We start from the raw sequence: 25,629 nt of genomic DNA, 5'->3' as shown, positions 1-25,629 counted from the left end.
ACGGGCCGCTACAGTCGCCGTTGAAACGAGGCGCCCCATCCTGGTCGCCTGCGCAGACAGGTAAGATGCCATGTCGGAGGCGCCCCGTGCGCAAGGCGGATCCCGCGGGGACCGCCAACGGCCCCATGGCGGGCCACCGCCGGCCTATGCCGCGCTGGACCTCGGCACGAACAACTGCCGGTTGCTGGTCGCCACCCCGACGCAGGGGGGATTTCGCGTCGTCGAGGCCTATTCGCGGATCGTGCGGCTCGGCGAGGGGCTGAGCCTGACGGGTCGCATGTCCGATGAGGCCATGGACCGCGCTGTCGCCGCGCTGACGGTCTGCGCCGAGAAGATCCGCCGCCGCAAGTGCGTGCGCATCAAGGCCATCGCCACCCAGGCCTGCCGCCAGGCCGAGAACGGTCCCGAATTCATTGCCCGCGTGGCCAGCGAGACCGGACTCCGGCTTCAGATCATCACCCCCAAGGAAGAGGCGCACCTGTCGGTCGCCGGCTGCGTCAACCTGCTCGACCGCGAGGCGCGGGCCGCGCTGGTGGTCGATGTCGGCGGCGGTTCGACCGAGCTGTCATGGGTCGACCTGAAGGGGCAGGGGCTCGACGCCCGGCCGCGCCAGTTCGCGCCCTGGCGCCTGCCGATCAAGGCCTGGCTGTCGGTGCCGATCGGCGTGGTGACGCTGGCCGAACGTTTTCCCGAGGCCGGGGACGACGTCCAGGGGTGGTTCCGCGCCATGGTCGACGCGGTCAAGGATCGCATCTCCGCCTTCCCCCACGCCGCGCCGTTCCGCGAAATCTTCGACGCCGGCGGCGCCCACATGGTCGGCACCTCGGGCGCCATCACCAGCCTGGCAGGCCTTCACCTCGACCTGCCGCGCTATGACCGCAACCTCGTCGACGGCCTGTGGATGACCCGGGGCGAGTGCGAGGCGACCACCGACCGCCTGCTGGCCTGGACCCCGGCCGAGCGCGCGGCCCAGCCCTGTATCGGCCCCGACCGCGCCGATCTGGTGCTGGCGGGCGCGGCGATCCTCCAGGCGGTGCAGGAGCTCTGGCCCTGCGAGCGGGTCCGGGTGGCCGATCGCGGCCTGCGCGAGGGCCTGCTGATGAGCCTGATGAGCGACGAACAGCCGCGTCGGCGACGCAAGCGGGGCGGCGGAGCCCGAAAACCTGTACAAGCGGCGTCATGAGCGACGAACAGCCTCCTCCCAAACGCCGCATGGTCCGACTGCCCACGGGCGGCAACGACGGCGTCGGCCGCGGCAAGCCCGCCCGCCTGAAGACCGCCAAGGGGCGCCGGCCGTCATCCCAGGCCTGGCTGGAACGCCAGATCAACGACCCGTTCTCGGCCGAGGCCCGCGCCATGGGCTATCGCAGCCGCGCGGCGTTCAAGTTCACCGAGATCGACGACCGGTTCAAACTGGTGAAGCCCGGCTGCAGGATCGTCGATCTGGGCTGCGCGCCAGGCGGCTGGGTGCAGATGGCGATCAAGCGCGGCGCCGGGAAGATCGTCGGCATCGACCTGCTGCCGGTCGATCCGCTGCCGCCGGCCGAGATGATCCAGATGGACTTCACTGATCCGGCCGCCGGGCCGCTGCTGATCCAGATGCTCGGCGGGCCGCCGGACATCGTCCTGTCGGACATGGCGCCCAACACGGTCGGCCACCGTGAGACCGACCACCTGCGCATCGTCGGCCTGATCGAGCTGGCCGCGGCCTTCGCCATCGACGTGCTCAAGCCCGGCGGCAGCTTCGTCGCCAAGGCGTTCCAGGGCGGCGAGACGGCCCAGATCATCCGCGACCTGAAGAAGCACTTCGACAAGGTCCAGCACGTGAAACCCAAGGCCAGCCGGGCGGACAGCTCGGAGGTGTTCCTGGTGGCGACGGGGTTCCGGGGGTAGCAGGAGGCGTCCATGAGCCTGATCGGCGGTCTGACAGCGGCTTTCGTTCTCCTGGGCGGGGGATCGGCCGCCGGCGCCGACGGGCCCGCCTCACTCGATACGGCCGGACTGACCCGTCGGCCGATCCGGTTCAGCGCCGCGGCCGGCGATCTGGCCGTGGAGGTGCTGACCGGGCGCGAAGGCTGCCTGTTCGAGGGCGACGATGGCCGTCGCAGTGCGCGGGTGTTTCTGGTCTCACGTGGAGGTCGCCCCGTCGCGGTGGCGCCCGTGGTGCAGTTTGAAACCGAACCCTTTGAACCACACCGTCCGCTCCGGCCGCCCCCGCGGCCGGTCTGGGCCGCGGCGCATGGCCAGTTGCCGCTGGCCGACGGCCCGGCCGCGTTCGAGGCGCGGCTGACCCGCGAGGCCTGGGGACCGGACGCCCGTGTCTCCCTGGCCTGCCTGCCGCCGCCGCCGTCCGCCCGACCCCGGCGCCAACCGACCGCCGCCGAGGCCCTGGCGGCGGCGCCCGTCGAAGCGGTCGGGGTGGTTCTGTTCGCGCCGGTGATCCTGTTCGGCGTGCCCTCGGAGAACCGCTCGCTGGTCGCGGCGGCGGGGGCCGGTCCGGCGGTCGCCGACCGCCTCACGCCCGGCGAGCCGGCGCCGGGCGGGCTGGAGGCCTTCGCGCGGGACCACCGCAAGCTTGTGCGCGTGTTCCAGGCGCCCGGAGACAACTACGCCATCGTCACCGTGGATCTGGGCGGCCGGCCCCGTTACGGCGTCGGCACGCCGCGCGACGCCGCCTTCTTCGGCGTGCGGGACGGCATCGTCGAATGGCGGGCCGGGCGCGACATGGCGCTGGAAACGACGCTTTGCGCCACCCGCGAGGGGCGCTTCAGGGGGCGGCCGGGCTGCACGACCACCGGCTACTACGACCCCGAGCCCTGACTGCCGCTTCAGGCCGCGAAGAATCGCGTCAGCCGCTCGGCCGTCCGCGCCCGCCAGCGCTCGCGCGCCGCGCCGTCGCTGCTGTCGACATCGTAGAGGGCGTTCCAGCTGACGCGGCAGCGTTTCGCCAGATGCTGGGTCAGGCCGCGCACCACCTGCTTGCGGCCCGGCGCACCCATCACCCAGCGGATGAACCAACCGGGCGAGCCGTGCGTGGTCACCACGGCGAAGGCGCGGATGTTCGACAGCATGTGCAGGCGGATGCCGCCCTGCGGCTCCAGCTCGAACGCCACGCCCGGCTGCCAGACCCGGTCGACCCAGCCCTTCATCATCGCCGGCATGCCGTACCACCAGGTCGGATAGATCAGGATCAGGCCTTCGGTCGCCCGCAGTTCGTCGACATGGCGGGTGAGCTCCGGGGCCGCGCCGCCGCCGCGCTGCGGGTCCTCCCACTGCGCGCGCGGCATCACCGGGTCGAAGCCCTCGGCGTAGAGGTCGATGACCTCCACCGTGTGCCCGGCGGCGGTCAGGGCGTCGACCACGGCCGCCCGGACGCTCGCATGGAAGCTGGCTGGCGACGGGTGACAGCAGACCGCCAGGAGCCTCACTGGGGCTTGGCCTTTTCACTGCGAAGATAGAGGCCCATGGCGAACAGGCTCTCGGCCGTCGGATAGACCGCCTCGTCGGCCTGGACGAAGGTCGTCAGGTCGCCGCTGCGGCGGATCAGGATCTTCACCAGCCGCTTGGCGTCGTCGCGTTCCTGCGAGGACAGGGTCGGGTCATCCATCATCGCCACCGCCGCGGCCAGGCTCCACGGGTACCACAGGAAGGTGCTGCTCTCGGCCTGGAAGTCGTCGACCCCCTGAAGGTAGCGGTCGGCGTCGTGCGGCCGGTCGTTCTGCTCGACCGGCCGGTGGGCTAGGCCCTTGCGGCCCCCGCCGCCGACCAGGGCGGTGTGCAGGAAGTCGGCCCGCGCCGTGTCGAGGTCGTCGTTGGCCACGAGGAACGGGAACTCCTCCCGCGCCCGCTGCAGCACATAGAGCACGTGGGCGGTCAGGCCGACGAAGCTGCCGTTCTGGTTGGCGGTGGTCGGATTGGGCCACCAGCCGCTGACCCCGGCCCGGCTGGTCTGGCGGTTCTTCAGCAGCCAGCGGACGCCGTCCTTGATGTTCTGGTCGTACTTCCAGGCGGCCCGTCCGCTGAGCAGGGTGTTGTTGCGCGCCTCGACCAGGGCCCAGACGGCCATGACGGTGGAATAGGTCCGCACGTGCCGGGGATTGGTCGTGCCGCCGATCGCCGCCCAGCCGCCGTCCTCATGCTGGCGCGAGGCCAGTTCGGCCAGGTCGCGCTCCAGCCGCCCGACCACCAGCGGCGTCTCGTCGGTGTGCCAGATGCGGTGATTGGTATCGAACTTCAGCGACGCCAGATTGGCCAGGATGACCCAGGCGTTGATGTCGGTGACGCCCTTCTTCGAGCCGGGCATGTAACCCCAGCCGGTGACGGGGTCGCGGTTGCGCTCGATGTATTCGAGGCCGGCGCGGATGTCGCGCGCCTGGGTCTCGATATCGGGATGGGCGTAGAGCACCCCGACCAGAACCTGGGCCGTGGTCCAGGGCTGGACATCGGCCGCGGTGCCGCTCTGCGAGAAGCGGATGCCGCCGACGTTCGGCTCGGCCGATTCCTGCTGCGACATGGCCATGGCGGTCAGGTCGGCGGCCTCCTGGCTCATCAGGCGCGGCATGGAGATCGGCTTGATGGTCTGGAAGCCGAGAAAGGCGACCACCGGGAAGCCCAGCGCCGCCGCGACGAGAAAGGCGATCACATCGCGCCGCCGCCGCCCGCGCACGAAGGCCTGCCACAGCCAGTAGACCAGCACACCGAAGCCGATCATCGCGCCGATGGTCGTGGTCGCCACGGCCATCTCGTGCGCCCGGAACAGACCGCTCAGGCCGAGGTACTTGGTGATGAATTCGCGGATCTCGTCGACGTGGGTGACGATGGCCGAGATGTTCGACAGCACGACCGCGGCGCCGCCGAGCCCGACGTAGAGCGCGCTGATTGGCCGGGGCAGGGCCTTCGGCTCGGCCGGGCTGGTCGTGTCAGTGCTCATCCGTTCCCCCTCGGATGGTCGGTGTAGCGCCGCCGTCCGGTCGTCGTTCCGGGCGCAGGCGTCGAGACGGCGCAGTGTGACGACTGCGACGCAATCGCCATCACCCGGAAAGGGGGGTCAGGCGGGGCGGCCGCCCGGCCGTCCTGGGGGGCGAAAGGTCGCCTCCGGCGGCGACAACCGTTGACAGCGACCCCCTTTGCCACGATACCGCGCCCGCAAAACGGAGACTCCCATGGAGATTCGCGAAGGGCTCACCTTCGACGATGTTTTGCTTGAACCCGGCCCCTCGGAAGTGATGCCTACCCAGGTATCGACCGTGTCCCGGTTTACGCGTGAGATCAGTCTGAACATCCCGCTCGTGTCCGCCGCGATGGACACGGTGACCGAAAGCCGGCTGGCCATCGCCCTGGCCCAGGCCGGCGGCATGGGCATCCTTCACCGCAACCTCACGGTCGACGAACAGGCCGACCAGGTGCGTGAAGTGAAGCGCTATGAAAGCGGCATGGTCATCAACCCGCTGACCATCAATCCCGACACCACCCTGGCCGAGATCCGCGAGATCAAGGCGCGGCGGAAAATCTCGGGATTCCCGGTGGTTGAGCCGGGAACCGGCAAGCTGGTCGGCATCCTGACCAACCGCGACATGCGGTTCGAGACCGACGACCGGCTGAAGGCCTCGTCGCTGATGACCCGCGAGGGTCTGATCACGGTCCGCGAGGGCATCGACTCGGGCGACGCGCTCAGCCTGCTGAAGACCAACAAGATCGAGCGGCTGATCGTCGTCGACGATGACGGCCGGGCCGTCGGCCTGATCACCGTCAAGGACATCGACAAGGCCACCGAACATCCGCACGCGGCCAAGGACGAGAAGGGCCGCCTGCGGGTCGGCGCCGCCTCGACCGTCGGCGACGCGGGCTTCGAACGCTCCCTGGCGCTGGTCGAGGCCGGCGTGGACGTGATCATCATCGACACCGCCCACGGCCATTCCAAACAGGTCGCCGACGCCGTCCAGCGGCTGAAGCGCGAGACCAACCGCGTCCAGATCATCGCCGGCAACATCGCCACCTACGACGCCGCCCGCGCCCTGATCGACGCCGGCGCCGACGCGGTGAAGGTCGGCATCGGTCCGGGCTCGATCTGCACCACGCGTATCGTCGCCGGCGTCGGCGTGCCGCAGCTGACGGCCATCGCCGAAGCCTACCGCGCGGCCCGCGACAGCGACGTGCCGGTGATCGCCGACGGCGGCATCAAGAACTCGGGCGACCTGGCCAAGGCGATCGCCGCCGGCGCCAGCGTGGCCATGATGGGCTCGATGTTCGCCGGCACCGAAGAGGCGCCCGGCGAGGTGTTCCTCTACCAGGGCCGGTCGTACAAATCCTACCGCGGCATGGGCTCGCTGGGGGCCATGGCCCGCGGTTCGGCCGACCGCTATTTCCAGAAGGAAGTCACCGACACCTTCAAGCTGGTGCCGGAAGGGATCGAGGGCCAGACGCCGTTCAAGGGCCCGATCGCCCCGGTCATCCACCAGCTAGTCGGCGGCCTTCGGGCGGCCATGGGCTATGTCGGCGCGCCCGACATTCTCGAGTTCCAGCGGCGGGCGAAGTTCATCCGCATCACCGGCGCCGGCCTGCGCGAGAGCCACGTCCATGACGTGATGATCACCCGGGAAGCGCCCAACTACCCGAGCGCCGTCTGACGCCCGGGATCACAAGGGGGGACTAGAGTATGACGTTCGAGCTTTGCATCCTTGGCTGGACCCTGGTCCTGGCCTTCGTCCAGATCCTGGCCTTCGACATGGCCCGCACGGGTCAGTACGGCCTGAAGTGGAATACCGGCGCGCGGGATGAAGACATGCCGCCGCTGTCACCCATCGCCAGCCGGCTGCAACGGGCGCAGTACAATCTGTTCGAGACCCTGCCGCTGTTCATCGCCGCCGTCCTGATCGCCCACGTGGCGGACAGGAACAGCGCCCTGACGCACAACGGCGCGCTGATCTATCTGGTCGGCCGGGTCGTCTATGTTCCGCTCTACGCCTTCGGTGTGAAGCAGATCCGCTCCCTGGTCTGGCTGGTCAGCACGGCCGGTCTTCTGATGATTTTCTGGGCCATCCTGGCTCCTTGATTACGGGTGTTTGATTGCGTGACGGCGGCAGGCTAGCGGCGGCGATCCAGGTCCTCGAGGATATCGAGACGCGTCACAAACCTGTCCGCATGGCGCTCAAGGGCTGGGGCGAGTCCGCGCGGTACGCGGGCTCGAAGGACCGCGCCTTTGTCTCCGGACTGGCCCTCGACGTGCTGCGCAAGCGGCGGTCGCTGGGCTGGATGATGGGCGAGGACAGCTGCCGCGCGGCCGTCCTCGCCGCCGTCCGCTTCGGCTGGGGCTGGCCCCTCGACCGCGTCGCCCAGGCGGCCGGCGACAGCGAGCATGGCATCGGCGGTCTGACCGAGGCCGAAACGGCGTCCCTGACGACGCCCAAAACGACCCCGGCGCCCGCGCCGGTCGTCGGCGACTATCCCGACTGGCTGGAGCCGCATATCAGCCGCGTCTACGGCGAGGCGAGGGGAGCTGAACTGGCGGCCCTGGCCGAGCGGGCGCCCGTCGACCTGCGCGCCAACCGGCTGAAGACCGACCCGGAACGCGCCGCCAGGGCCCTGCAGCCGTTGCATGCGGTTCCGGCCGGCGTCCTGCCCGACGCCTTCCGCATTCCCGCCCCGGCCGCCACCGACCGGGCCGGCTCGGTCGAGACCATTCCGCAGTTCGGCAAGGGCTGGTTCGAGGTCCAGGACCTCGGTAGCCAGATCGCCGCCGCCTGCGCCGGAGACATCAAGGGCAAGCAGGTGCTCGACTTCTGCGCCGGGGGCGGGGGCAAGACGCTGGCCCTGGCCGCGGCCATGGGCAACACCGGCCAGCTCTACGCCCACGACAGCGACGCCCGCCGGATGGCCGATATCATCCCGCGCGCCACCCGCGCAGGCGTGCGCAACCTGCAGATTCGCTCGCCGGTCGAGGCCGAGCCGCTGAAGGGCATGGAAGCAAGGATGGACCTGGTGTTCGTCGACGCCCCCTGCACCGGGGCGGGCACCTGGCGGCGCCATCCGGACTCCAAGTGGCGCCTGTCGCCCGAGCAGCTCGAACGCCGCATGGCCGAGCAGGACGAGGTGCTCGACCAGGCCTGCGCCTATGTGAAACCCGGCGGCCGCCTGATCTATGTGACCTGCTCGATCTTCGCCGAGGAGAACGAGGACCGCATCGCCGCCTTCCTGGCGCGCCATCCGGACTTCGCCGTGCGCCCGGCCGCCTTCGAGGCGGTCGCGGGTCACGCCACCCCCGAAGGCTTCCTGCGCCTCACGCCGCTCACCGCCGCCACCGACGGCTTCTTCGTCGCCCTAATGGAACGCATTGCATGACCGCCCCCGCCCACCAGCCCGTCCTGATCGTCGACTTCGGCAGCCAGGTGACGCAGCTGATCGCCCGCCGGGTGCGGGAGGCGGGCGTCTATTGCGAGATCCATCCGTTCGACAAGGTCGAGGCGCTGGTCGACGCCTTCCAGCCGGCGGCGATCATCCTCTCCGGCGGCCCGGCCAGCGTGCTCGAGGCCGACAGCCCGCGCATCGGGACCAAGCTGTTTGAGCTGGGCGTGCCGATGCTCTGCGTCTGCTACGGCGAGCAGCTGCTCTGCGACGTGCTGGGCGGCAAGGTCGAGGGCGGCCACGCCGGCGAGTTCGGCCGCGCCGAACTGGCCATCGGCAAGGCCAGCCCGCTGTTCGAGGGCCTGGCCGGCGTCGGCGGTCTGGAAACCGTCTGGATGAGCCACGGCGACCGCGTCACCGCCATCCCGGCCGGGTTCGAGGTCATCGCCACCTCCGTCGGGGCGCCGTTCGCGGCCATCGCCGATGAAGCCCGCAAGATCTACGGCGTGCAGTTCCACCCGGAAGTCATCCACACGGTCAACGGCGCCAGGATCTACCGCAACTTCCTGTTCAACATCGCCGGCCTGCGCGGCGACTGGACCATGGCCGCGTTCAAGGCCGAGTCGATCGCCCGCATCCGCGAGCAGGTCGGCAAGGGCCGGGTGATCTGCGGCCTCAGCGGCGGCGTCGACAGCTCGGTGGCCGCCGTGCTGATCCACGAGGCGATCGGCGACCAGCTGACCTGCGTCTATGTCGACACCGGCCTGATGCGGAAGGGCGAGAGCGAGCAGGTCGTCTCGCTGTTCAAGAACCACTACAACATTCCGCTGATCCACGTTGATGCGTCTGATCTTTTCCTCGATGCGCTCGAAGGCGTCAGCGACCCGGAAACCAAGCGGAAGACCATCGGCAAGCTGTTCATCGACGTGTTCGACGAAGAGTCCTCGAAGATCGAGGGCGCCGAATTCCTCGCCCAGGGCACCCTCTACCCGGACGTGGTCGAGAGTGTCAGCGCGCGGGGCGGGCCCAGCGCCGTCATCAAGAGCCACCACAACGTCGGCGGCCTGCCGGACTACATGAAGCTGAAGCTGGTCGAGCCGCTGCGCGAGCTGTTCAAGGACGAGGTCCGGGCGCTCGGCGTCGAGCTGGGCCTGCACGCCGACTTCGTCGGCCGCCACCCGTTCCCCGGCCCGGGCCTGGCCATCCGCATCCCCGGCGAGATCACCCGAGAGAAGGTCGCCGTGCTGCAGCAGGCCGACGCCATCTATCTCGACGAGATCCGCAAGGCCGGCCTCTACGACAAGATCTGGCAGGCCTTCGCCGTGCTGCTGCCCGTGAAGACGGTCGGCGTCATGGGCGACGCCCGGACCTACGAGAACGTGCTGGCCCTGCGCGCGGTGACCTCGACCGACGGCATGACCGCCGACTTCTTCGAGTTCCCCTGGGACGTCCTCGGCCGGACGGCGACCCGGATCATCAACGAGGTCCGCGGCGTGAACCGGGTCGTCTACGACGTCACCAGCAAGCCGCCGGGCACGATCGAGTGGGAATAGGTCCGGGGGCCTGAAAAGGCCTCAGGCCGACAGGGCCTTCTTGCGGCGACGCAGCAGCTGCTTCTGGTAGTCCATCAGCCGCTTTTCGATGCGCGCTTGGCTGTCGGCGCTGGCCGCGCCGCGCAGGGCGAGCGCGTATCCGAAGCCGACGGCGGGCTCCAGGTCCTCGACCTCGACCCCGCCCAGCACCCACGCCAGCATCACCGAGCCGAACACCAGGTCGAGGTTGCGCAGCAGCAGGTCCAGATCCAGCGCCGGCAGCAGGGCGCCCTCGCGCGACGCCTCGCTGATCAGCGCCCACCAGAAGGCGTAACGCTGCGGGGTGATCAGGGCGGTGCGCAGTTCCTTGCCGCTCATGTCGAGCGCCTCGGTCCACAGCGTGCGATAGAAGTCCGGATCCTCGGCGTAGTAGCTGAGCGACAGCGACATGGCGTGGAAGATGCGGTCGATCGCATTGACCTGGTGCAGGCTCGAGAAGCGCTCGTGGAACTCGCGCACGTCCTCGAGGACCGCGACGACGATGGCGCGCTTGGATCCGAACAGGTTGTAAGGCGTGGTCAGGCTGACCCCGGCGCGGGCGGCGATGGCCCGCATCGACAGGCCCACATCGCCGGTTTCCTTGATCAGTTCGCGGGCGGCGGCGACGATGCGCCGGCGACGTTCAGCCTTGGCTTCCTCACGCTTGCTCATCTCGCCTGGCCCCGCGACCCGTCCGGCCCCTGCGTCTGCCTACCGCCTCGCGACCCCTTGGGCAATCAAGGCCGCGCGGGGCGCCGGTGAAGGCCGGAGCGCCCGGGCCCGTCAGGCGGCGTCGCGCCAGTCCGTCCGCATATCGGCCTCGGGCGACAGGCCCAGGCCGCGCATCAGGTCTTCCCGGTCCGGCCCCGGCGGGGGCGGATAGGCGGCGGCGTTGGCCTTCCGGCCCCGGGCCCAGTAGCCCAGCACACGGATCATGTTGCCGGGCTTCTTCAGCCAGGCCGACGGATGCTCGAGCATGTGAAAGCCGCGCATGGCCTGACGCATCAGCCCGATGTCCGAGCGCACGGCGATGCGGATGCCGTCCTCGACGAAGCTCTGGGCCAGCCGGGCCTTGAGCCGCGGGCGGTAGCCGGGGGTCAGGGCCGCGCGGGCGCGGCGGATGGCCGAACGGTCCTGGGTGCGCATGTCCTCGAAGAACGGCAGGATCTCGCGCTTGATGGCGGCATCATACAGGCGCAGCCGCTCGGCGGGATCGTCCGAGGCGTCCAGCACCTGGCGAACGACATAGGCGCCGACCGCGGCGAACGAGCACCCCCGTCCATAGAGCGGGTTGGTCCGCGCCAGGGCGTCGCCGATGCACAGGAAGCCGAGCACGGTCGGCTCGCCATCGGCCGTCAGCAGTTCGCGCCAGCGGCTGTGCAGGTCGCCCATGCCGAAGATCTTGGTGGTCGGCTCGGAGACGTCCGGCCGCAGCCAGGGCTGGAGGCCCGGCATCTGCAGGCAGATGGCGTGGAAGGTGTCGGGATTGAACACCGCCTTGCGCAGTTCCATCTCGATCTCCGGCACGCAGACGGTGATCGAGAAGCAGCCGTTGTCGGCGGGAAATACGCCGAATTTCAGGAAGCCGAGATCGCCCGAGGGCGGGATCTTGCCGCGCGGCGGCTCGCTGACGCCGGGCAGCAGGCGGTAGTGGCGGGTGAAGTAGAGGATGCCCGCCGTCTCGCTCTCCTCGCGGATCGGCGCGCCGGCCTCGATCAGGCTTTCGATGACCACCGAGCCCTTGCCGCCGGCGTCGATGACCAGGTCGGCGGCGACGTCATGCCGGCCGCGGGCGTCCTCGACGGTCACGCCGGTGACGACGCGGGGTCGGCCGTCCGCGCCGCCGGTGGTGGTCACGCCATGGACCATGACGCCCGTGCGGATCTCGACATTGGCCTGACGCTGCACGTACCGCCGGATCAGCAGCTCCAGCGTGGTGCGGCGGCTGGTCAGGATGGTCAGGTCATGATCGCCGGGCTCGGGCTGGTAGGCGGCGCGCTGCGCGTCGGTCAGCATGTCGGCGAAGGTGATTTCACGGCATCCGGCCGCGAGCAGGTCGGCCAGCAGTTCGGGGTGCTCGTCGCGGATGATGTTGTGCAGCCGGGCCAGGAAGGCGTGGCTCTGGCGCAGATGGCCGACGCCCTTGCGCTTCCAGTCGCGGAACGCCGCGTCGGTGTCGCCGGTCGGGGGATCGTCATCGCGTTCGAGGATGGTGATCCTGCGCCCGGTCGGCGCGAGGGCGAGGGCGGTGCACAGTCCGGCGATGCCGGCGCCGATCACCAGAACCTGTTCTTCGGGTTTCAACTGCTCTCTCCGTCGCGGGGCGCCCCGCCGCCAGAACTACCCAAAACTGGACGGCGAAAGAACCAAATTCGTAACACGCTATAATTTTAGATCGCGTGCCGTCGGCGGCAAGGCGCGCCGACTCCGGTGTGAGGGGCGGGGGCTGGATCCGTCCTAGACGATCGCCCCGGCGCGGGCGTCGGTGTAGGCCCCGTCCGCCCAGGCCACGGCGCCGTTGACCAGCACCACGTCCACGCCGGTGGACGAGCGGACGTAGCGCATGCCGTTGCCCGGCACGTCATGGACCGGCCGCTCTTCCAGCCGGTCGATGGTGTCGGGATCGAACACGACGATGTCGGCGGCGAGGCCCGGCTGCAGGCGGCCGCGATCCTTGAGCCCCCAGATGTCGGCGGTGTCGGCGGTGATCTTCTTGACGGCCTGCTCGAGGGTGAAGTCGCCCGACTTGCGCACGAACTCGCTGAACAGGTAGCCGGTGTCGCCATAGGTCGAGAACGATGACAGGTGCGCCCCGCCGTCGCTGGCGCCGATGTGGACCAGCGGGTTGGCCAGCATCGGGCCGATCCGCGAGGTGTCGTGGTGACCGCCGTTGGCCGCCAGGAAGGCGACGTCGAGGCCGTTCTCGCGCGAGATGTCGATGACGGCTTCGGCGGCGCCCTGGCCCCGCTCGCGGGCGATGTCGCCGAGCAGGCGGCCGACGTATTCGGCGGGCGCGCTGTCGCCGCCGCGCACGACAAGCCGGCCGAACTGGGCCTCGCCGCCGTCCGGGCCGCAGTCGCGGATCAAGGTGGCGCGGGTTTCGGGGTTGTCGAGGGCGGCCTTCCGCTCGTCGAGCGGCAGACGCATCGTCCGCACCCAGCGCGGCAGTCGCGCGAGGAACAGCGACGGATTGAGCAGCGAGAAGCTGATGTCGATCGGCCGGGTCTGCATCTGCGGCCAGACCCGCGCGCCCCGGGCGGCCTGTTCGGCGACCCGGTCGAGGATGCGCGGGGCCGACTGCGGCGTGGCGTTGGAGTCGAACACCGGCGAGAAGGTCGTCGGAATGCCGTGCTTCAGCGACAGCTCGGCCAGCTGGTCGATGCGGGCGATGGTGATGTCGGTGTCGTAGAACTCGGGCACCACCTGCAGCATGCGGCCTCCCTCGGCGCCGAGCACCTGGCAGAGCGCGTCCAGCTCGCCGAACTCGGCGAAGCGGCTCGGCACCGGACGGCCGTTGGCGTCGACGTCGACGAAGCTGGTCGACAGGCCGATGGCGCCCTCGGCGAGACACTGGCGCAGCAGGTCCTGCATGGCGGCGATCTCGGCCGTCGTCGCGGCGCGCTGCTGGGAGTCGGCGCCCATCACCCACAGGCGGATCAGGCTGTGACCGACGAGCGGCGCGACGTTGATGGCCAGGTCCGGCTCGATGGTCGCGCAGTAGCCGGCGAAGTCCTCCCAGGTCCATTTGGCGTATTTGGCCGTGAAGGCCTCGGCCGGCATTTCCTCGATCTGCTGGAACATGCCGACGACCGTCTGGCGGTCGGCAGCGCGCAGGGGGGCCAGCGACAGGGAGCAGTTGCCCGGAATGACCGAGGTCACGCCGTGCTCCAGCGCCGGTCGCGCCTGGCCGTCCCACAGCAGCTGGGCGTCGAAATGGGTGTGCGGATCGATGAAGCCCGGGGCCACGACCCGGCCGCGGGCGTCGATGGTGCGCCGGGCCTCGCCCGCAATCTCGCCGATCGCGGCGATCCTGCCGTCCTGGATGGCCACATCGCCGGGGAAGCCGGCCTCGCCGTCGCCGTTCACCACCAGGCCGTTCCGGATCACGATGTCGTACACGCTCAAACTCCTTCGAGGATCTTGCGCCAGGACTGGCCGGTGAGGCCGCCCAGGCTGTCGATGCCGCAGCTGCGCATCAGGCTGTAGCCGGTGGCGGCGTCGAGCAGGACCACGCCCACCACGCCGTTGGGGTACCGGATCCGGACCGCCAGCTCGGCCTGGCCGTCATGACCGGCGGCCAGCTCGGCGCCGACGATGACCGCTTCGGCCGGGGAGAGCGGACCGCCGCCGTCGCTCATTGCAGCGGCGGTTCGACGAACACCACATCGCTGCCCAGCAGCAGGCCCGCCGGCCGGCGCATGACGAAGATGTGCATGTTGTAGCTTCTGATCTCGTCCATCGCCGCGTCGAGCGGGCGGTCGGGCAGGGCGCGGGCCGCCAGCGCCTCGAGCGTTTCGTCCGTCCGGGGCGTCACGAATCGCCGCTGTGTGGAAAGCGTCACGCCGTCCCCCTTGACCAGTTTATAACACGTTCCAATTTTACTGGCACAGAAACAGGCGCCCGTCAAAGCGAGAGCGAACCATTCGCAAGACCCGGTTCGCCGGCCGGATCGACCGGCCCGCCGGCAGGTGGTAGTCGTCACGGGCGCCGCCGACGAACCCATCCGGCGCGCGGATATTGAGGCGATGAGACCTGTGAGCTTTGCGGCGCCGTCGCTTCGGATCGCGCCATCGGCGGCCGTGAAGGCCCGTCCATGAAGGCGAAAAAGCCCGCGGTGTCGGCGCGACGCCTGACCGCCGCCAATCTCGAGGCCATGGGCGCCGAAAGCCTGGCCGCGCTGCTGCTGGAACTCAGCGACAGCCAGCCGGCTTTGAAGCGCCGGCTGCGTATGGAGCTGTCCGCCGAGGTCGGCGCGCAGCCCCTCGCCGAGGAGATCGACAAGCGGCTGGCCATGATCGCCGGCAGCCGGGCCAAGGTGTCCTGGCGCAAGCGGCCCGAGTTCATTCTCGACCTGACCGTCCTGCGGCGGATGATCGTCGGACGACTGGGAGACCTCGACGCCGGCGTCGCCATGCGCCGGCTGTGGACCTTCCTCGACCTGGCCGACGGTCTGTCATTGCGGGTCAAGGATCCGAAGGGCGAACTCGACCAGGTGTTCGCCGCGGCGGCCGAGGATATGGCGACCCTGGCGCCGCGCGCGCCGGCCGACCTGGCCCTCGCCGCGGAGGTGGCCGACATGCTGTTCGGCGCCAGCTCCGCCTGGGGCGAGCGGCTCGGCCCGGCGCTGGCCGCCTTCGGCAAGCCCTTCGCCGCCGCCGTGCTCGGCGAACTGAACAACCGCATCGCCGCCCGCCCGGCGCTCAAGCCGTCCGCGCGGGTCATCCGGGCGGTGGCCGACGCCGCCGGGGACGTCGACGCCTTCCTCGACACGGTGCCCAGGACGCTGCGCCAGGACCCGGGCACCGCCGCGGCCGTCGGCCGTCGCCTGCTGACGGCCGGCAGGATCGACGAAGCCCTGGCCACGCTGCAGGCGGCCGATCCGCGCAATCGGGCGCGGGGCCTCGACGGCCGGCCCGACCCAGCCGCCGAGCCCTGGTACGAGGCCTGGATCGAGGTCCTGGACCTGTCCGGCGAGACGAAGGCCGCGCACGAGGAGCGCTGGGCCATGTTTGAACGGACGCTGTCGCCCGATCCCCTGCGGCGGTTCCTCAAGGCCCTGCCGGACTTCGACGACGTCGAGGCCACGGACCGCGCCTTCGAGATCGCCGCCCGCTACGGCCGGTTCCGCGAGGGCCTGGCCTTCCTGATGGACTGGCCCGCCATGCCGGAGGCGGCGGCGATGATCCTCGCCCGCCGCGACGAGGTCGTCGGCGAGCCGGCGGAACTGGCCGAGTGGGCCGCCCGGCTCGACGCCCGCTACCCGCGCGCGGCTCTGGTCCTGCTGCGCGCCGCCATCACCGCCCTGTGGAGCGATCCCCGCACCCGCGCCGACGCCGAGCCGCTGGCCGACGAGGCCGAGGGACTGGCGCGCCGCATTGGCGACCTCGACGGGCTGGAAAGTCACGAGGCCTTCGCCCTGCGCCTGACCGCGCGCCGCTCGGGACCCTGGCGGCGGTAGACCGTGCCCGCCACACGGCCGGCGAAAGGGAACCCCGAAACAACTTCGGGTTTTCCTCAAACAGGCCCATAGGGGTGCGGGGTCTCCGCGCGCCGGTCTGGTTTCGTCGGGCGCGCTCCAGAGTGGTATCGGTTGATGGCGGATAACGAAGACAGGCCCGCCATCGGCGCCTTGCTGGACACGCCGCACCTGGCGGAGGCGCTGGAAAGCGACCGCTTCAAGCAGTTTCTCGATCACATGCCGCTGGCCGTGGCGGTCGCCGAGCTCCACCCGTCCGAGCGCGTGACCTACGCCAACCTCGAATTCGAGCGCCTGACCGGGAAGGCCGCGGCGTCCGTGCAGGGCAAGCCCTGGGGCGTCCTGAACGTGATCGCCACGGCGGCGGAAGGGCGCAACATCAGCGACGCCATCGCCGCCGACGAGGACTACATCGGCGCCTTTGATCTGGACAGCGAGGGCGACGCCCTGTCGGTCGACGCCTGGTCGAACATCATCCAGGACGATGAGGGGCGACCCATGTTCCGGCTGGTGGCGCTGGCGGAGGTCCGACGCAGCGACAGCGCCCGGCTCGAGCACGAAATCCAGGAGAAGGACATCCTGCTGCAGGAACTGCAGCACCGGGTGAAGAACAATCTCCAGATGATCACCGCGCTGATCCGGCTGGAGGCGCGCAACGCGCCGGACCAGACGGACGGGGAGCCCTTCGATCGTCTCGCCGGCCGGGTCGGCGCCCTGGCGATCCTCTACCAGACCCTGTCGGACGACTCCTTCGGCGAAAGCGTCGACCTCGGCGTCTATCTCAGCCAGATCGCCTCGGCGGTCATGCAGGCGCACGCGGTCGAGGGCATCCACCTCAACCTGCAGGTCGATACCTGGCCGGTCTCGATCAACGTCGCCATGCCGGCCGGCCTGGTGGTCAACGAGGTGCTGACCAACTCGCTGAAACACGCCTTCATCGGGCGGGACGGCGGCACGATCAGCCTGCACAGCCTGATCGACGACACCGGCTGCCGGGTGATCATTTCCGACGACGGCGTCGGTCTCGCCGAGGGCGCGGTCTGGCCCAAGCCCGGCCGTCTGGGCGTACTGATCGTGCAGTCGCTGCGCCAGAACGCGCACGCCACGGTCGAGGTCGAGTCCAGTCCCGGCGCGGGCATGAAGGTGACGGTGTTCTTCGCCCGGGCCGACGCCTCGCCGGAGATGGACTGACCCTTCCGCCGTCCGGCCTCAGGATACATGAGCGGGAATTCACTTGCCCGTTCCGGGGTGGCTGATCAGGGTTCGCGGCCAGAAGGAAGAACCCCATGGACCGCCGTACGCTCCTGACGCTGATCGCCGCCAGCCCGCTCGCGCTTTCGCCCGTCAGGGCGCTGGCGGCCGGCCTTCCGGAGGACGCCTGGCGGCGGATGATCGTCATCGACGGCCTCGGCGGCCCGTCCGACCCTGACTATGTCGAGGGCGCGACGGTCGTCTCTCCCCGGGGGCGCAAGGAGCTGTTCGGCTCGGGCATCACCGCCTTCAACGTCACGGTCGCCCCGCCGGGCAACACCCCGGACGCCTTCGAGACGTCGGTCGCCGGCCTCGCCGACAATGATCTGCTGATCAGCGACAACAGCGACCTGTTCGTACCCGCCCTCAAGGCGTCCGACATCGTCGACGCCAAAGAGGCCGGCAAGATCGCCCTCATCGCCGGCTTCCAGGACACCACCGCCATCGGCCCCCAGCTGGAGCGGGTGGCGATGTTCAAGCACCTGGGCCTGCGCATCCTCCAGCTGACCTACAACCGGCGGAACCTGTGCGGCGACGGCGCGCTGGAGCCGGCCAACGCCGGGTTGTCGAAGCTCGGCCATGAAACCATCGCCGCGATCGAGAAGGCGAAGCTGTTGCTCGACCTGTCGCACGGCGGCCAGCGGACCATCGCCGAGGCCATCGCCGCCGCGACCCGGCCGATGACCATCAGCCACACCGGCTGCCGGGCCCTCAACGACAACCCCCGCAACACCACCGACGCCGAACTCAAGGCCATGGCCGACAAGGGCGGGGTCGCCGGCATCTATTTCATGCCGTTCCTCAGCGCCGACAGCAAACCGACCCGCGAGGACCTGATCCGGCACTTCGAGCACGCGGTGAACGTCTGCGGCGAGGATCACGTGTCGATTGGCACGGACGGCGGCTCCAGCGCCCTGGTCGTCGACGACAAGACCCGGGCCGAGACCAGGGCCGAGTACGAGCGCCGCGCGGCCGCCGGGATCGCCGCGCCGGGCGAGGGGCCGGACGTCTTCACCTGGGTCGAGGCCTACAACAGCCCGATGCGCTTCCGCATGCTGGCCGACGACCTGACCGCCCGCGGCTGGAAGCCGGCGCGGATCGAGAAGGTCTTCGGCGGCAACCTGATGCGGCTGTACGCCGAGGCCTGGGGCGGCTGAGCCGTGGCGCCGGCCGTCCGGAAGCGCTAGGGCAGGGACAGGTTCACTCCCACCCCGACAGGCGCCGCAATGACCGTCACCCTGCATGGCATCAAGGCCTGCGACACCATGAAGAAGGCCCGCGACTGGCTGGACAGTCACGGCGTGGCCTACGCCTTCCATGACTACAAGGCCGTCGGCATCGACGCGGCGACGCTCGAGCGCTGGGCGGGGAAGGTCGGCTGGGAGGTGCTGCTGAACCGTAGCGGCACGACCTTCCGCAAGTTGCCGGACGCCGACAAGGCCGGTCTCGACCAGGCGAAGGCCATCGCCCTGATGGTCGCCCAGCCCTCGATGATCAAGCGTCCGGTGCTCGACGTCGACGGCGCGCTGACGGTCGGCTTCAAGCCGGAGGTCTACGCCGCGGCCCTCGCGCTCGGCTGACGCCGCCGTCGCGCCGGGGTGCATCGCGGCGAAGGATGGGCAAGGATGCGGGTCCGGGCCGGGCCCGCCGCTGGGGGAGAAGGACGATGGCGGACAAGGACGTGAAAAGCGGGACGCCGCGCTGGCTGACCAGCGTGGCGGCCGTGCTGGTCGGGTTCATGGCGGTGGTGGCCCTGTCCACAGCCGGCGACTCGGTGATGCACGCCACCGGCGTGTTCCCACCGGCCGACCAGAAGATGGAGAGCCCGCTGCTGTTCCTGCTGGCGCTGGCCTATCGCGGCGCCTTCACCGCGCTCGGCGGCTGGCTGACGGCCCGCCTCGCGCCCGGCGCGCCGATGAAGCATGCGCTGGCCCTCGCGGTCATCGGCGCGCTGGCGGGCGGACTGGGGATCGCGGCGGCGGTGGCGACCGGGCTGGGACCTGTCTGGTACGCGGTCGCCGTGGCGGTGACCGGGCCGCTCTGCACCCTGGCCGGCGGCTGGATCCAGGCGAGGCGGGCGGCGCGGGGCTGAGGGCCGAAACTTTTTCGCCTCCGCTGCATCCACCGGGCCGGTCGGCGGCGACTACCTCACAGAAAGGCGCGAGGACGCGCCGGGGCCGGAGGCAAGATCATGGAAGACCTGTTCCGTTCGTACTGGTGGCTGATGTTTCCGCTGGCGTGGATGATCATCGGCGGATTTCGCGGGTGGCTCGACTATCAGCGCCGCCGTGACAACCTCGATCTGATCAAGCACCTCGCCGATAGCGGCAAGGACATCCCCGCCGGCCTGATCGAGAAGCTCGGTGGCCGCGCCCGGACCGGAGGCTAAGGCCATGAACACCTTTGAAGACCTGTTTCGCTCCTACTGGTGGCTGCTGTTCCCGCTGTCCTGGTTCATCGCCGGCGCCTGGCACAGCTGGCTGAACTACCGCAAGCACCGCGACAATCTCGACCTGATCAAGAAGTTCGCCGACAGCGGCAAGGAGGTGCCGGCGGGTCTGCTCGACAAGCTCAGCGCGCCGATCCCCGACGACTGGGACGAGCACGACGCCCGTGACCGCCGCGACCGCCGCTATCGCCGGTATTATCGCCGGACCTATGGCTTCGGCGGCTGGTACCGGGTGGTGCTGTTCGGCTCGCTGGCGGCAGGCTTCGCCTATGCCTCGTACATCGACATCTACGGCGCGGGCGAGGCCTTCACGATCGTGGCCTTCGTCATGGGCGCGATGTTCCTCGCCACGCTGGTCGCGACCCTGACCACGCGGCCGCCGCAGGACTGACCGATGGACGCGCCGCTTGTCCGGGCGGCCAGGGCGGGGTCACAGGCGGCCTTCGGGCGGCTGGTGGAGCGCCACCAGCAGGCCCTGCGGGGCTTCCTCCGCCGCGCCGCCGGGCCCGACGCCGATGACATCGCGCAGGAGGCCTTCGTGACCGCCTGGTCGGGTCTGGGCCGCCTGCGGGACGATGAGGGGTTCCGCCCCTGGCTCTACGGCATCGCCTGGCGCAAGACCCTGACCTATCGCCGGTCGGCCGTCCGGTCGGCCCGCCGCGACCACGACTGGGTCGAGGAGCAGGACGGGCAGGGCGGCGGTCTGGATCCCGCCGACCGCATGGCTCTGGAGGCGGCCATGGCCCGGTTGCCGGCGGACCAGCGGGCGGCGGTGGCCCTGTGCATGGCCCAGGGCTGGTCGCACGGCGAGGCGGCCGAGGCTCTGGGGCTGCCGCTCGGGACGATCAAGTCGCATGTCGCGCGCGGACGGGATAAACTGCTCAGTGTTCTGGGAGATCAACCATGACGGCCGAACAACGCCTTGCGGCATTTCTCGCGGAAACGCCTGTGGCCGAACGGGATCCGGTGTTTTCGGTCGCGGTCATGCGCCGGGTGGCGCAGCGGGAGTTCACCCTGCGACTGACCACCAGCGCCGTGTTCGCGGTTGTGGCGGCGGTGGCGCTGTGGGCCTGCGCCCCGGCGCTCAGCGCGGTGCTTGAGCCGCTGGCCCGGCTGCTGTTGCCGGTGGCGGTCATGCTGACCCTGACGGCGGCGTTCGTGCTGTTCACCATGGGCCTGGAGCCGGGCCGCGCCCGGACCTGATCCGCGTTACGAAGATTTCATCCAGCCGGCCGCATCCGTTGGGGCCCGCCGGCGCCTCTACCTAGTCAGAAGGCGAACGCATCGACGCTTCGCCCCGAGATCGAGGAGAGACCCATCATGCAAGGACTTGAGGTTCTGATTCCGCTGGCGCCGTTCGCCATGGTGACCGCCATTGTCGTCGTGCCGGCCTGGCTCAAGAGCCGCGAACGTCGCGAGATGCAGGCCACGCTGCGCACCGCCATCGACAAGGGCCAGCCGCTGCCGCCCGAAATCATCGACGCCATGACCAAGAACGTGAAGGTCGCGCCGACGGCGCTGAGCGACGTGCGCACCGGCATCATCTGGCTGGCCGTCGCCGGCGGTCTGGCCGCCCTGGGTTTCTTCGTCGGGTACGAGGAGGCGGACGCCTATCATCCGATGCTCGGCGTCGCCGCCATCCCGGCGATCATCGGCCTGGCCTACATCGCCCTCAGCTTCTTCAACCCCAACAAAGCCAAGCAACCCTGATCTGATCAGGGGAAGGGGAGCGCACCACCATGGCCGGGGTCAGAACACCCGCCAGTCTGCATGATGTCGAGCTTGCCGCCCTCGCGGCGGCGGGCGACCGGCCGGCCTTTGGCGAACTCGTTCGCCGACATGGCTCGGCGGTCCGGGGACTGCTGCGGCGCATGGGCGCCGAGCCGTCGCTGGCCGACGACATCGCGCAGGACGCCTTTCTTGCGGCCTTCGAGCGTGTCTCGGAGTTTCGCGGCGAGGGCACCTTTTCGGCCTGGGTCCGCAAGATCGCGGCCCGGCTCTACGTCCGCCGCTGGCGCAAGGAGTCCCGCTTCGATGTCGAGGCCGAAGAGATCGAGGACAGTCATGGCGGGGAGGTGTCCGCGGCCGCCCGCATCGACCTGGACGAGGCGATGAAGACGCTGTCGCCCGCGGAACGTCTGTGCGTGTCGCTCTGTTACGGAGCGGGCGTCTCGCACGCCGAAGCAGCCGAGGCCTTGAATGCGCCTCTGGGAACGGTCAAGTCCCATGTCAAACGTGGTCTGGATAAACTCCGGCTCCGACTTGCGCCGCCTGAAGGCGCGCACGGCGAGCCGACGGGGAGAGAAGGTCATGCCTGAGCTCGACTTCGAGATGCGGCTGGACCGGCTTTTCAACGAGCCCCCGGTCATGCCCGACGCCGAGGCTTTCGCCCGGCTGGTCGAGATGCGCCTCGACCGCGGCTGGAACCTGCGCCAGGTCGGCATCGGCGCGGCGGGCCTCGTGGCGGGTCTTGTCGGTGTCAGCCAGCTTCTGGGCTCGCGCGTGCTGTTCGACGCCGGCGAGGCCACCCAGCGCAACGCGGCGGTCTTCACCAGCAGCGTCAACGGGCTGGTCCGCACCGGTGAGAACATCTCGGCCCTGCCGTTCGGCGGCGAGGCCCTGTGGCTGGCGGCGGCTCTGGGTGTTATGGCGCTGGCGTTCGCCGTGACCCGCGCGGTGGAAGAGTTCCAGTAACCGCAGGAGGCCTTCCTGTCCGCCCATCGTGAAGAGACCGTCCGCCGCCTCGCCGCGCCGGATATCGCCGCCCGCAAGGGCGGCGTGCCCATAGTCTGCCTGACCGCCTACACCGCGCCGGTCGCCGCGATCCTCGACGAGGCCTGCGACCTGCTGCTGGTCGGCGACTCGGTCGGGATGGTCGTGCACGGCCTGCCCAACACCGTCGGCGTCACGCTGGAGATGATGATCCTGCACGGCCAGGCCGTCATGCGCGGCGCGCGGCGGGCCATGGTCGTGGTCGACATGCCCTTCGGTTCCTATGAGGGCTCGAAGGAGGAGGCCTACGCCAACGCCGCCCGGATCATGAAGGAGACGGGCTGCCAGGCGGTGAAGGTCGAGAGCGGCCCGACCGTGCCCGAGACCATCGACTACCTGGTCAAGCGCGGCATCCCGGTCATGGGCCATGTCGGCCTGCGGCCCCAGGCGGTGCTGGTCGACGGCGGCTTCAAGGCCAAGGGCCGCACCGAGGACGAGCGCACGCGGATTCTCGCCGAGGCCCGGGCCACGGCCGAAGCCGGGGCCTTCGCGGTGGTGGTCGAGGGAGTCGCCGAACCCCTGGCCCGCGACATCACCGCCGCCATCGCCCCGCCGACCATCGGCATCGGCGCCAGCGCCGGCTGCGACGGCCAGATTCTCGTCACCGACGACATGCTCGGCCTGTTCGACTGGACCCCGAAGTTCGTGCGTCGCTACGCCGATCTGAAGGGCGAGATCGCCGCCGCCGCCCGGTCCTACGCCGACGACGTCCGCGCCCGGACCTTTCCGGGCGAGGCGGAGACCTACTTCTCGAAAAAGTCCTGAGGACCTTGGCGTCACGCCGCGTTGCAGCGGCGCGGCTCACCCTATAGGTTCCGCAGCCTCAATCAGCGGATTTCGCGGAGCGCCCGTTCGTGGTCGATGTTTTTGAAGAAGTCGAGGATCAGATCCGCATCGAGCGGTATCGCAGCCTTGCGATGAGGGCCCTGCCTTGGGTCCTCGGCGTCGCCGCGGCCGCGCTGATCGTGGCGCTCGCCTTCTGGGGCTGGGACACCTATTCGAAGTCCCAGGCCGACACCGCCTCGGAAACCTACATGGCCGCGCTCGAGGCGGCCTCGCAGGGCGACACCTCCGGCGCCTACGCCAAGTTCGGCGAGGTCGCCAAGTCTCCCGCCAAGGGCTACCGCGCGCTGGCCCTGATGGCCCAGGGCGGCATGCGCATGGAAGCCGGCAAGGCCGACGAAGCGGTCAAGCTGTGGGACGAGGCGGCCAAGGCCGCCAGCGATCCCGTGCTCGGCGATCTGGCCCGCCTCAAATCCGCCTTGGCGCTTCTGGATACGGCTCCCTACAAGGATCTTGAGGGCAGGCTGACCCCGTTGATGGAAGAAAATCGTCCCTATCGCCTCCAGGCGCGCGAGGCGCTCGCCTTCGCCAAGGTCATGGCCGGCAAGCCCGCCGAGGCCAAGGCCGACTTCACCTATCTCTCGCAGGTGCTCGGCGCGTCCGACGGCATGCGTCGCCGGGCCCAGGCCGCCATCGCCCTGATCGACTCCGGCTCCGCCGGTGCCATCCCGGCCGCCGCCAAGGCCGCCGCCCTTCTGCCGCCGCCGCCTCCGCAGATGCCGGAGGGCCTGATGGGCCCCGGCGGTCCGCAAGCCCAGGGAACTCCTCAATGATCTCGCGTAACGTCGGCGTCGCCGTCCTTGTCGCCGGCGCGATGGCGCTCGGCGGCTGTTCCACCGTGGGCGCTGTCGGCAATGCGGCCGGCAAGCTCGTGCCGTCCTTCGCCAAGAAGGACAAGCCTCAGGAAGTCGCCGGCGACGGCCGCCGCATCTCGATCATCGCCTTCGACCAGCACGTCGAGGCGACCGAAGCGCTCAAGGGCGCCGACTTCTTCCTGCCGCCCGCGCTGCCGCAGGCGGAATGGCCGCAACAGGGCGGCCTCGGCGAGTTCAACGTCGAGAACGTGCAGGCGGCCCCGAACTTCGAGATCGCCTGGCGTCGCGGGTTCGGCAAGGGCTCCGACCGCGCGTTCCACATCACCACCGGCCCGATCATCGCCGGCGGCCGCGCCTATGTGATGGACGCCGCGACCGACATCGCCGCGATCGACGCCCAGACCGGCGCCATCGTCTGGAAGAAGTCGTTCCATCCGCGCACCAAGCGCGACAAGGATGGCTTCGGCGGCGGCATCGCCTTCTCCGACGGCAAGCTCTACGCCTCGTCGGGCTTCCGGGTCGTGGCCCAGCTCGACGCCGCCACCGGCGCGGTCGGCTGGACGCACAAGACCGACTCGCCGATCCACGGCGCGCCCGTCGTCAGCCACGGCCGGATGTTCGTCGTCAGCACCGACAACGAACTGCTGACCTACGACACCGCCACCGGCGCGCCCGGCTGGACCTACCAGGCGCTGGTCGAGCCGGCCCGCATTCTGTCCTCGCCGAGCCCCGCGCTGTCGGGCAACTCGGTCGTGGCCGCCTTCGCCTCGGGCGAAGTGGTGGCGCTGAGCACGGCCAACGGCAACGAGCTGTGGAACAGCACCCTGTCCAAGGCCAGCCGCACCACGGCCCTGTCCGAGATCCGAGACGTGGCCGGCCGCCCGGTGATCCACCAGGGCGACGTCTACGCCGCCAGCCATGGCGGCGTCTTCGCCTCGACCGACCTGCGCACGGGCCAGGCCCGCTGGTCGCTGCCGGTCGCTTCGATCGACACGCCGCTGCCCGCCGGCGACGTGGTCTATGTCATCTCCCAGGCCGGCGAAGTGATCTGCGCCTCGCGTGAAAGCGGCCAGGTCTACTGGATCAAGGACCTCAACGCCGGGGTGAAGAAGAGCAAGGACCGCGCCCTGTTCAGCGGCCCGGTGCTGGCGTCCGACCGCCTGGTGGTCGTCTCGACCGACGGTCGGGCCATCGCCCTGAACCCGAAGACCGGCGACATTCTGAAGACCATCAAGATCGGGTCGGCGGTGCTGACCTCGCCCGTGGCGGCCAACGGCATGATCTATGTCGTGACCGACAAGGGTGAACTGGTGGCGATCCGCTAGGTTTGGTGGTATTGGCGCGGCCCCGCAGGCCGCGCCGCCCTTTTTCCGCCGTGTCTGCTATCCTGTG

29 protein-coding genes are annotated in these 25,629 nt (G+C 70.0%); 22 read left to right on the top strand and 7 right to left on the bottom strand.

Annotated features, from left to right (window positions below; genetic code table 11):
* Positions 1-70 precede the first annotated feature (70 nt).
* The 3 genes from AC1RN0_RS15680 to AC1RN0_RS15670 are packed head-to-tail and all read left to right on the top strand — an operon-like array spanning position 71 to position 2,820.
* A complete protein-coding gene (locus tag AC1RN0_RS15680; protein WP_492788396.1) occupies positions 71-1,183 on the top strand; it encodes a Ppx/GppA phosphatase family protein in 1,113 nt (370 codons plus the stop codon).
* Positions 1,180-1,893: an RlmE family RNA methyltransferase gene (locus tag AC1RN0_RS15675; protein ID WP_492788395.1), complete on the top strand. Its 714-nt coding sequence runs from the start codon at positions 1,180-1,182 to the stop codon at positions 1,891-1,893. The genes AC1RN0_RS15680 and AC1RN0_RS15675 overlap by 4 nt, the downstream gene beginning before the upstream one ends.
* Before the next feature lie 12 nt (positions 1,894-1,905).
* Positions 1,906-2,820, top strand: a complete 915-nt coding sequence (locus AC1RN0_RS15670; protein WP_492788394.1) for a hypothetical protein — start codon at positions 1,906-1,908, stop codon at positions 2,818-2,820.
* Between the two features lie 8 nt (positions 2,821-2,828).
* On the opposite strand, the gene AC1RN0_RS15665 is transcribed toward AC1RN0_RS15670, so the two are convergent.
* Together AC1RN0_RS15665 and AC1RN0_RS15660 are read right to left on the bottom strand one after the other, a co-directional pair.
* Positions 2,829-3,428 (bottom strand): NAD(P)H-dependent oxidoreductase, encoded by a 600-nt coding sequence (locus tag AC1RN0_RS15665; RefSeq protein ID WP_492788393.1) that lies wholly within the window; start codon positions 3,426-3,428, stop codon positions 2,829-2,831.
* Positions 3,425-4,930: a prenyltransferase/squalene oxidase repeat-containing protein gene (locus tag AC1RN0_RS15660; protein ID WP_492788392.1), complete on the bottom strand. Its 1,506-nt coding sequence runs from the start codon at positions 4,928-4,930 to the stop codon at positions 3,425-3,427. The genes AC1RN0_RS15665 and AC1RN0_RS15660 overlap by 4 nt, the downstream gene beginning before the upstream one ends.
* 232 nt (positions 4,931-5,162) lie before the next feature.
* Here AC1RN0_RS15660 and guaB point away from each other — a divergent pair, with 232 nt between their 5' ends.
* The 4 genes from guaB to guaA are packed head-to-tail and all read left to right on the top strand — an operon-like array spanning position 5,163 to position 9,893.
* Positions 5,163-6,626: an IMP dehydrogenase gene (gene guaB / locus AC1RN0_RS15655; protein WP_492788391.1), complete on the top strand. Its 1,464-nt coding sequence runs from the start codon at positions 5,163-5,165 to the stop codon at positions 6,624-6,626.
* Between the two features lie 29 nt (positions 6,627-6,655).
* The gene (locus AC1RN0_RS15650; protein ID WP_492788390.1) at positions 6,656-7,051 is read left to right on the top strand and encodes an MAPEG family protein; all 396 of its coding nucleotides are present in this window, start codon (positions 6,656-6,658) and stop codon (positions 7,049-7,051) included.
* Positions 7,052-7,065: 14 nt separating this feature from the next.
* The gene (locus tag AC1RN0_RS15645; RefSeq protein ID WP_492788389.1) at positions 7,066-8,337 is read left to right on the top strand and encodes an RsmB/NOP family class I SAM-dependent RNA methyltransferase; all 1,272 of its coding nucleotides are present in this window, start codon (positions 7,066-7,068) and stop codon (positions 8,335-8,337) included.
* Positions 8,334-9,893: a glutamine-hydrolyzing GMP synthase gene (guaA, locus tag AC1RN0_RS15640; protein ID WP_492788388.1), complete on the top strand. Its 1,560-nt coding sequence runs from the start codon at positions 8,334-8,336 to the stop codon at positions 9,891-9,893. Before AC1RN0_RS15645 ends, guaA begins: the two co-directional genes overlap by 4 nt.
* Before the next feature lie 21 nt (positions 9,894-9,914).
* On the opposite strand, the gene AC1RN0_RS15635 is transcribed toward guaA, so the two are convergent.
* From AC1RN0_RS15635 to AC1RN0_RS15615, 5 genes are all read right to left on the bottom strand, one after another.
* On the bottom strand, positions 9,915-10,583 hold the full coding sequence (locus AC1RN0_RS15635; RefSeq protein WP_492788387.1) for a TetR/AcrR family transcriptional regulator: 669 nt from the start codon (positions 10,581-10,583) through the stop codon (positions 9,915-9,917).
* Between the two features lie 111 nt (positions 10,584-10,694).
* Positions 10,695-12,215 (bottom strand): FAD-dependent oxidoreductase, encoded by a 1,521-nt coding sequence (locus AC1RN0_RS15630; protein WP_492788386.1) that lies wholly within the window; start codon positions 12,213-12,215, stop codon positions 10,695-10,697.
* Positions 12,216-12,368: 153 nt separating this feature from the next.
* The gene (locus tag AC1RN0_RS15625; RefSeq protein WP_492788385.1) at positions 12,369-14,030 is read right to left on the bottom strand and encodes an N-acyl-D-amino-acid deacylase family protein; all 1,662 of its coding nucleotides are present in this window, start codon (positions 14,028-14,030) and stop codon (positions 12,369-12,371) included.
* Between the two features lie 2 nt (positions 14,031-14,032).
* On the bottom strand, positions 14,033-14,269 hold the full coding sequence (locus tag AC1RN0_RS15620; protein ID WP_492788384.1) for a hypothetical protein: 237 nt from the start codon (positions 14,267-14,269) through the stop codon (positions 14,033-14,035).
* Positions 14,266-14,472 (bottom strand): hypothetical protein, encoded by a 207-nt coding sequence (locus AC1RN0_RS15615; RefSeq protein ID WP_492788383.1) that lies wholly within the window; start codon positions 14,470-14,472, stop codon positions 14,266-14,268. The genes AC1RN0_RS15620 and AC1RN0_RS15615 overlap by 4 nt, the downstream gene beginning before the upstream one ends.
* Positions 14,473-14,724: 252 nt before the next feature.
* On the opposite strand from AC1RN0_RS15615, the gene AC1RN0_RS15610 reads away from it, so the two are divergent.
* The 15 genes from AC1RN0_RS15610 (at position 14,725) to AC1RN0_RS15540 (ending at position 25,562) form a co-directional block, all read left to right on the top strand.
* Complete coding sequence (locus tag AC1RN0_RS15610) at positions 14,725-16,089, top strand: DUF6880 family protein (protein WP_492788382.1); 1,365 nt, start codon at positions 14,725-14,727, stop codon at positions 16,087-16,089.
* Between the two features lie 135 nt (positions 16,090-16,224).
* Positions 16,225-17,298 (top strand): sensor histidine kinase, encoded by a 1,074-nt coding sequence (locus AC1RN0_RS15605; RefSeq protein WP_492788381.1) that lies wholly within the window; start codon positions 16,225-16,227, stop codon positions 17,296-17,298.
* Positions 17,299-17,393: 95 nt separating this feature from the next.
* The gene (locus AC1RN0_RS15600) at positions 17,394-18,515 is read left to right on the top strand and encodes a dipeptidase (RefSeq protein WP_492788380.1); all 1,122 of its coding nucleotides are present in this window, start codon (positions 17,394-17,396) and stop codon (positions 18,513-18,515) included.
* A gap of 69 nt (positions 18,516-18,584) precedes the next feature.
* The gene (locus AC1RN0_RS15595) at positions 18,585-18,938 is read left to right on the top strand and encodes an ArsC family reductase (RefSeq protein WP_492788379.1); all 354 of its coding nucleotides are present in this window, start codon (positions 18,585-18,587) and stop codon (positions 18,936-18,938) included.
* An 86-nt stretch (positions 18,939-19,024) separates the two neighbouring features.
* On the top strand, positions 19,025-19,450 hold the full coding sequence (locus tag AC1RN0_RS15590) for a hypothetical protein (protein ID WP_492788378.1): 426 nt from the start codon (positions 19,025-19,027) through the stop codon (positions 19,448-19,450).
* Between the two features lie 99 nt (positions 19,451-19,549).
* Positions 19,550-19,747 carry a hypothetical protein gene (locus AC1RN0_RS15585; protein ID WP_492788377.1) on the top strand — a complete coding sequence of 66 codons (198 nt, stop codon included), beginning with the start codon at positions 19,550-19,552 and terminating at the stop codon, positions 19,745-19,747.
* A 4-nt stretch (positions 19,748-19,751) separates the two neighbouring features.
* Positions 19,752-20,198 (top strand): hypothetical protein, encoded by a 447-nt coding sequence (locus tag AC1RN0_RS15580; protein ID WP_492788376.1) that lies wholly within the window; start codon positions 19,752-19,754, stop codon positions 20,196-20,198.
* A gap of 3 nt (positions 20,199-20,201) precedes the next feature.
* A complete protein-coding gene (locus AC1RN0_RS15575) occupies positions 20,202-20,714 on the top strand; it encodes an RNA polymerase sigma factor (protein WP_492788375.1) in 513 nt (170 codons plus the stop codon).
* Positions 20,711-21,010 carry a hypothetical protein gene (locus AC1RN0_RS15570; protein WP_492788374.1) on the top strand — a complete coding sequence of 100 codons (300 nt, stop codon included), beginning with the start codon at positions 20,711-20,713 and terminating at the stop codon, positions 21,008-21,010. The genes AC1RN0_RS15575 and AC1RN0_RS15570 overlap by 4 nt, the downstream gene beginning before the upstream one ends.
* A 117-nt stretch (positions 21,011-21,127) precedes the next feature.
* Positions 21,128-21,517, top strand: a complete 390-nt coding sequence (locus AC1RN0_RS15565; RefSeq protein ID WP_492788373.1) for a DUF6249 domain-containing protein — start codon at positions 21,128-21,130, stop codon at positions 21,515-21,517.
* A 29-nt stretch (positions 21,518-21,546) separates the two neighbouring features.
* A complete protein-coding gene (locus AC1RN0_RS15560) occupies positions 21,547-22,125 on the top strand; it encodes an RNA polymerase sigma factor (RefSeq protein WP_492788372.1) in 579 nt (192 codons plus the stop codon).
* Positions 22,118-22,501 carry a hypothetical protein gene (locus tag AC1RN0_RS15555; RefSeq protein ID WP_492788371.1) on the top strand — a complete coding sequence of 128 codons (384 nt, stop codon included), beginning with the start codon at positions 22,118-22,120 and terminating at the stop codon, positions 22,499-22,501. Before AC1RN0_RS15560 ends, AC1RN0_RS15555 begins: the two co-directional genes overlap by 8 nt.
* Positions 22,502-22,516: 15 nt before the next feature.
* Positions 22,517-23,344: a 3-methyl-2-oxobutanoate hydroxymethyltransferase gene (gene panB, locus AC1RN0_RS15550; protein WP_492788529.1), complete on the top strand. Its 828-nt coding sequence runs from the start codon at positions 22,517-22,519 to the stop codon at positions 23,342-23,344.
* An 89-nt stretch (positions 23,345-23,433) separates the two neighbouring features.
* Positions 23,434-24,195 (top strand): tetratricopeptide repeat protein, encoded by a 762-nt coding sequence (locus tag AC1RN0_RS15545; protein ID WP_492788370.1) that lies wholly within the window; start codon positions 23,434-23,436, stop codon positions 24,193-24,195.
* Positions 24,192-25,562, top strand: a complete 1,371-nt coding sequence (locus tag AC1RN0_RS15540; protein WP_492788369.1) for a PQQ-binding-like beta-propeller repeat protein — start codon at positions 24,192-24,194, stop codon at positions 25,560-25,562. Before AC1RN0_RS15545 ends, AC1RN0_RS15540 begins: the two co-directional genes overlap by 4 nt.
* Positions 25,563-25,629: the final 67 nt, after the last annotated feature.

The organism is Caulobacter sp. GW821-FHT12F03 (assembly GCF_058806855.1).
The sequence above is the reverse complement of the archived record's forward strand: the minus strand, read 5'-3'. Positions and strand labels throughout refer to the sequence as shown.

Bases quoted from the DNA above. Each gene is read 5' to 3' on its own strand.
- AC1RN0_RS15680 (WP_492788396.1), top strand. From the start codon at position 71: ATGTCGGAGGCGCCCCGTGCGCAAGGCGGATCCCGCGGGGACCGCCAA.
- AC1RN0_RS15675 (WP_492788395.1), top strand. From the start codon at position 1,180: ATGAGCGACGAACAGCCTCCTCCCAAACGCCGCATGGTCCGACTGCCC.
- AC1RN0_RS15670 (WP_492788394.1), top strand. From the start codon at position 1,906: ATGAGCCTGATCGGCGGTCTGACAGCGGCTTTCGTTCTCCTGGGCGGG.
- AC1RN0_RS15660 (WP_492788392.1), bottom strand. From the start codon at position 4,930: ATGAGCACTGACACGACCAGCCCGGCCGAGCCGAAGGCCCTGCCCCGG.
- guaB (WP_492788391.1), top strand. From the start codon at position 5,163: ATGGAGATTCGCGAAGGGCTCACCTTCGACGATGTTTTGCTTGAACCC.
- AC1RN0_RS15650 (WP_492788390.1), top strand. From the start codon at position 6,656: ATGACGTTCGAGCTTTGCATCCTTGGCTGGACCCTGGTCCTGGCCTTC.
- guaA (WP_492788388.1), top strand. From the start codon at position 8,334: ATGACCGCCCCCGCCCACCAGCCCGTCCTGATCGTCGACTTCGGCAGC.
- AC1RN0_RS15635 (WP_492788387.1), bottom strand. From the start codon at position 10,583: ATGAGCAAGCGTGAGGAAGCCAAGGCTGAACGTCGCCGGCGCATCGTC.
- AC1RN0_RS15620 (WP_492788384.1), bottom strand. From the start codon at position 14,269: ATGAGCGACGGCGGCGGTCCGCTCTCCCCGGCCGAAGCGGTCATCGTC.
- AC1RN0_RS15610 (WP_492788382.1), top strand. From the start codon at position 14,725: ATGAAGGCGAAAAAGCCCGCGGTGTCGGCGCGACGCCTGACCGCCGCC.
- AC1RN0_RS15605 (WP_492788381.1), top strand. From the start codon at position 16,225: ATGGCGGATAACGAAGACAGGCCCGCCATCGGCGCCTTGCTGGACACG.
- AC1RN0_RS15600 (WP_492788380.1), top strand. From the start codon at position 17,394: ATGGACCGCCGTACGCTCCTGACGCTGATCGCCGCCAGCCCGCTCGCG.
- AC1RN0_RS15595 (WP_492788379.1), top strand. From the start codon at position 18,585: ATGACCGTCACCCTGCATGGCATCAAGGCCTGCGACACCATGAAGAAG.
- AC1RN0_RS15590 (WP_492788378.1), top strand. From the start codon at position 19,025: ATGGCGGACAAGGACGTGAAAAGCGGGACGCCGCGCTGGCTGACCAGC.
- AC1RN0_RS15585 (WP_492788377.1), top strand. From the start codon at position 19,550: ATGGAAGACCTGTTCCGTTCGTACTGGTGGCTGATGTTTCCGCTGGCG.
- AC1RN0_RS15580 (WP_492788376.1), top strand. From the start codon at position 19,752: ATGAACACCTTTGAAGACCTGTTTCGCTCCTACTGGTGGCTGCTGTTC.
- AC1RN0_RS15575 (WP_492788375.1), top strand. From the start codon at position 20,202: ATGGACGCGCCGCTTGTCCGGGCGGCCAGGGCGGGGTCACAGGCGGCC.
- AC1RN0_RS15570 (WP_492788374.1), top strand. From the start codon at position 20,711: ATGACGGCCGAACAACGCCTTGCGGCATTTCTCGCGGAAACGCCTGTG.
- AC1RN0_RS15565 (WP_492788373.1), top strand. From the start codon at position 21,128: ATGCAAGGACTTGAGGTTCTGATTCCGCTGGCGCCGTTCGCCATGGTG.
- AC1RN0_RS15560 (WP_492788372.1), top strand. From the start codon at position 21,547: ATGGCCGGGGTCAGAACACCCGCCAGTCTGCATGATGTCGAGCTTGCC.
- AC1RN0_RS15555 (WP_492788371.1), top strand. From the start codon at position 22,118: ATGCCTGAGCTCGACTTCGAGATGCGGCTGGACCGGCTTTTCAACGAG.
- AC1RN0_RS15540 (WP_492788369.1), top strand. From the start codon at position 24,192: ATGATCTCGCGTAACGTCGGCGTCGCCGTCCTTGTCGCCGGCGCGATG.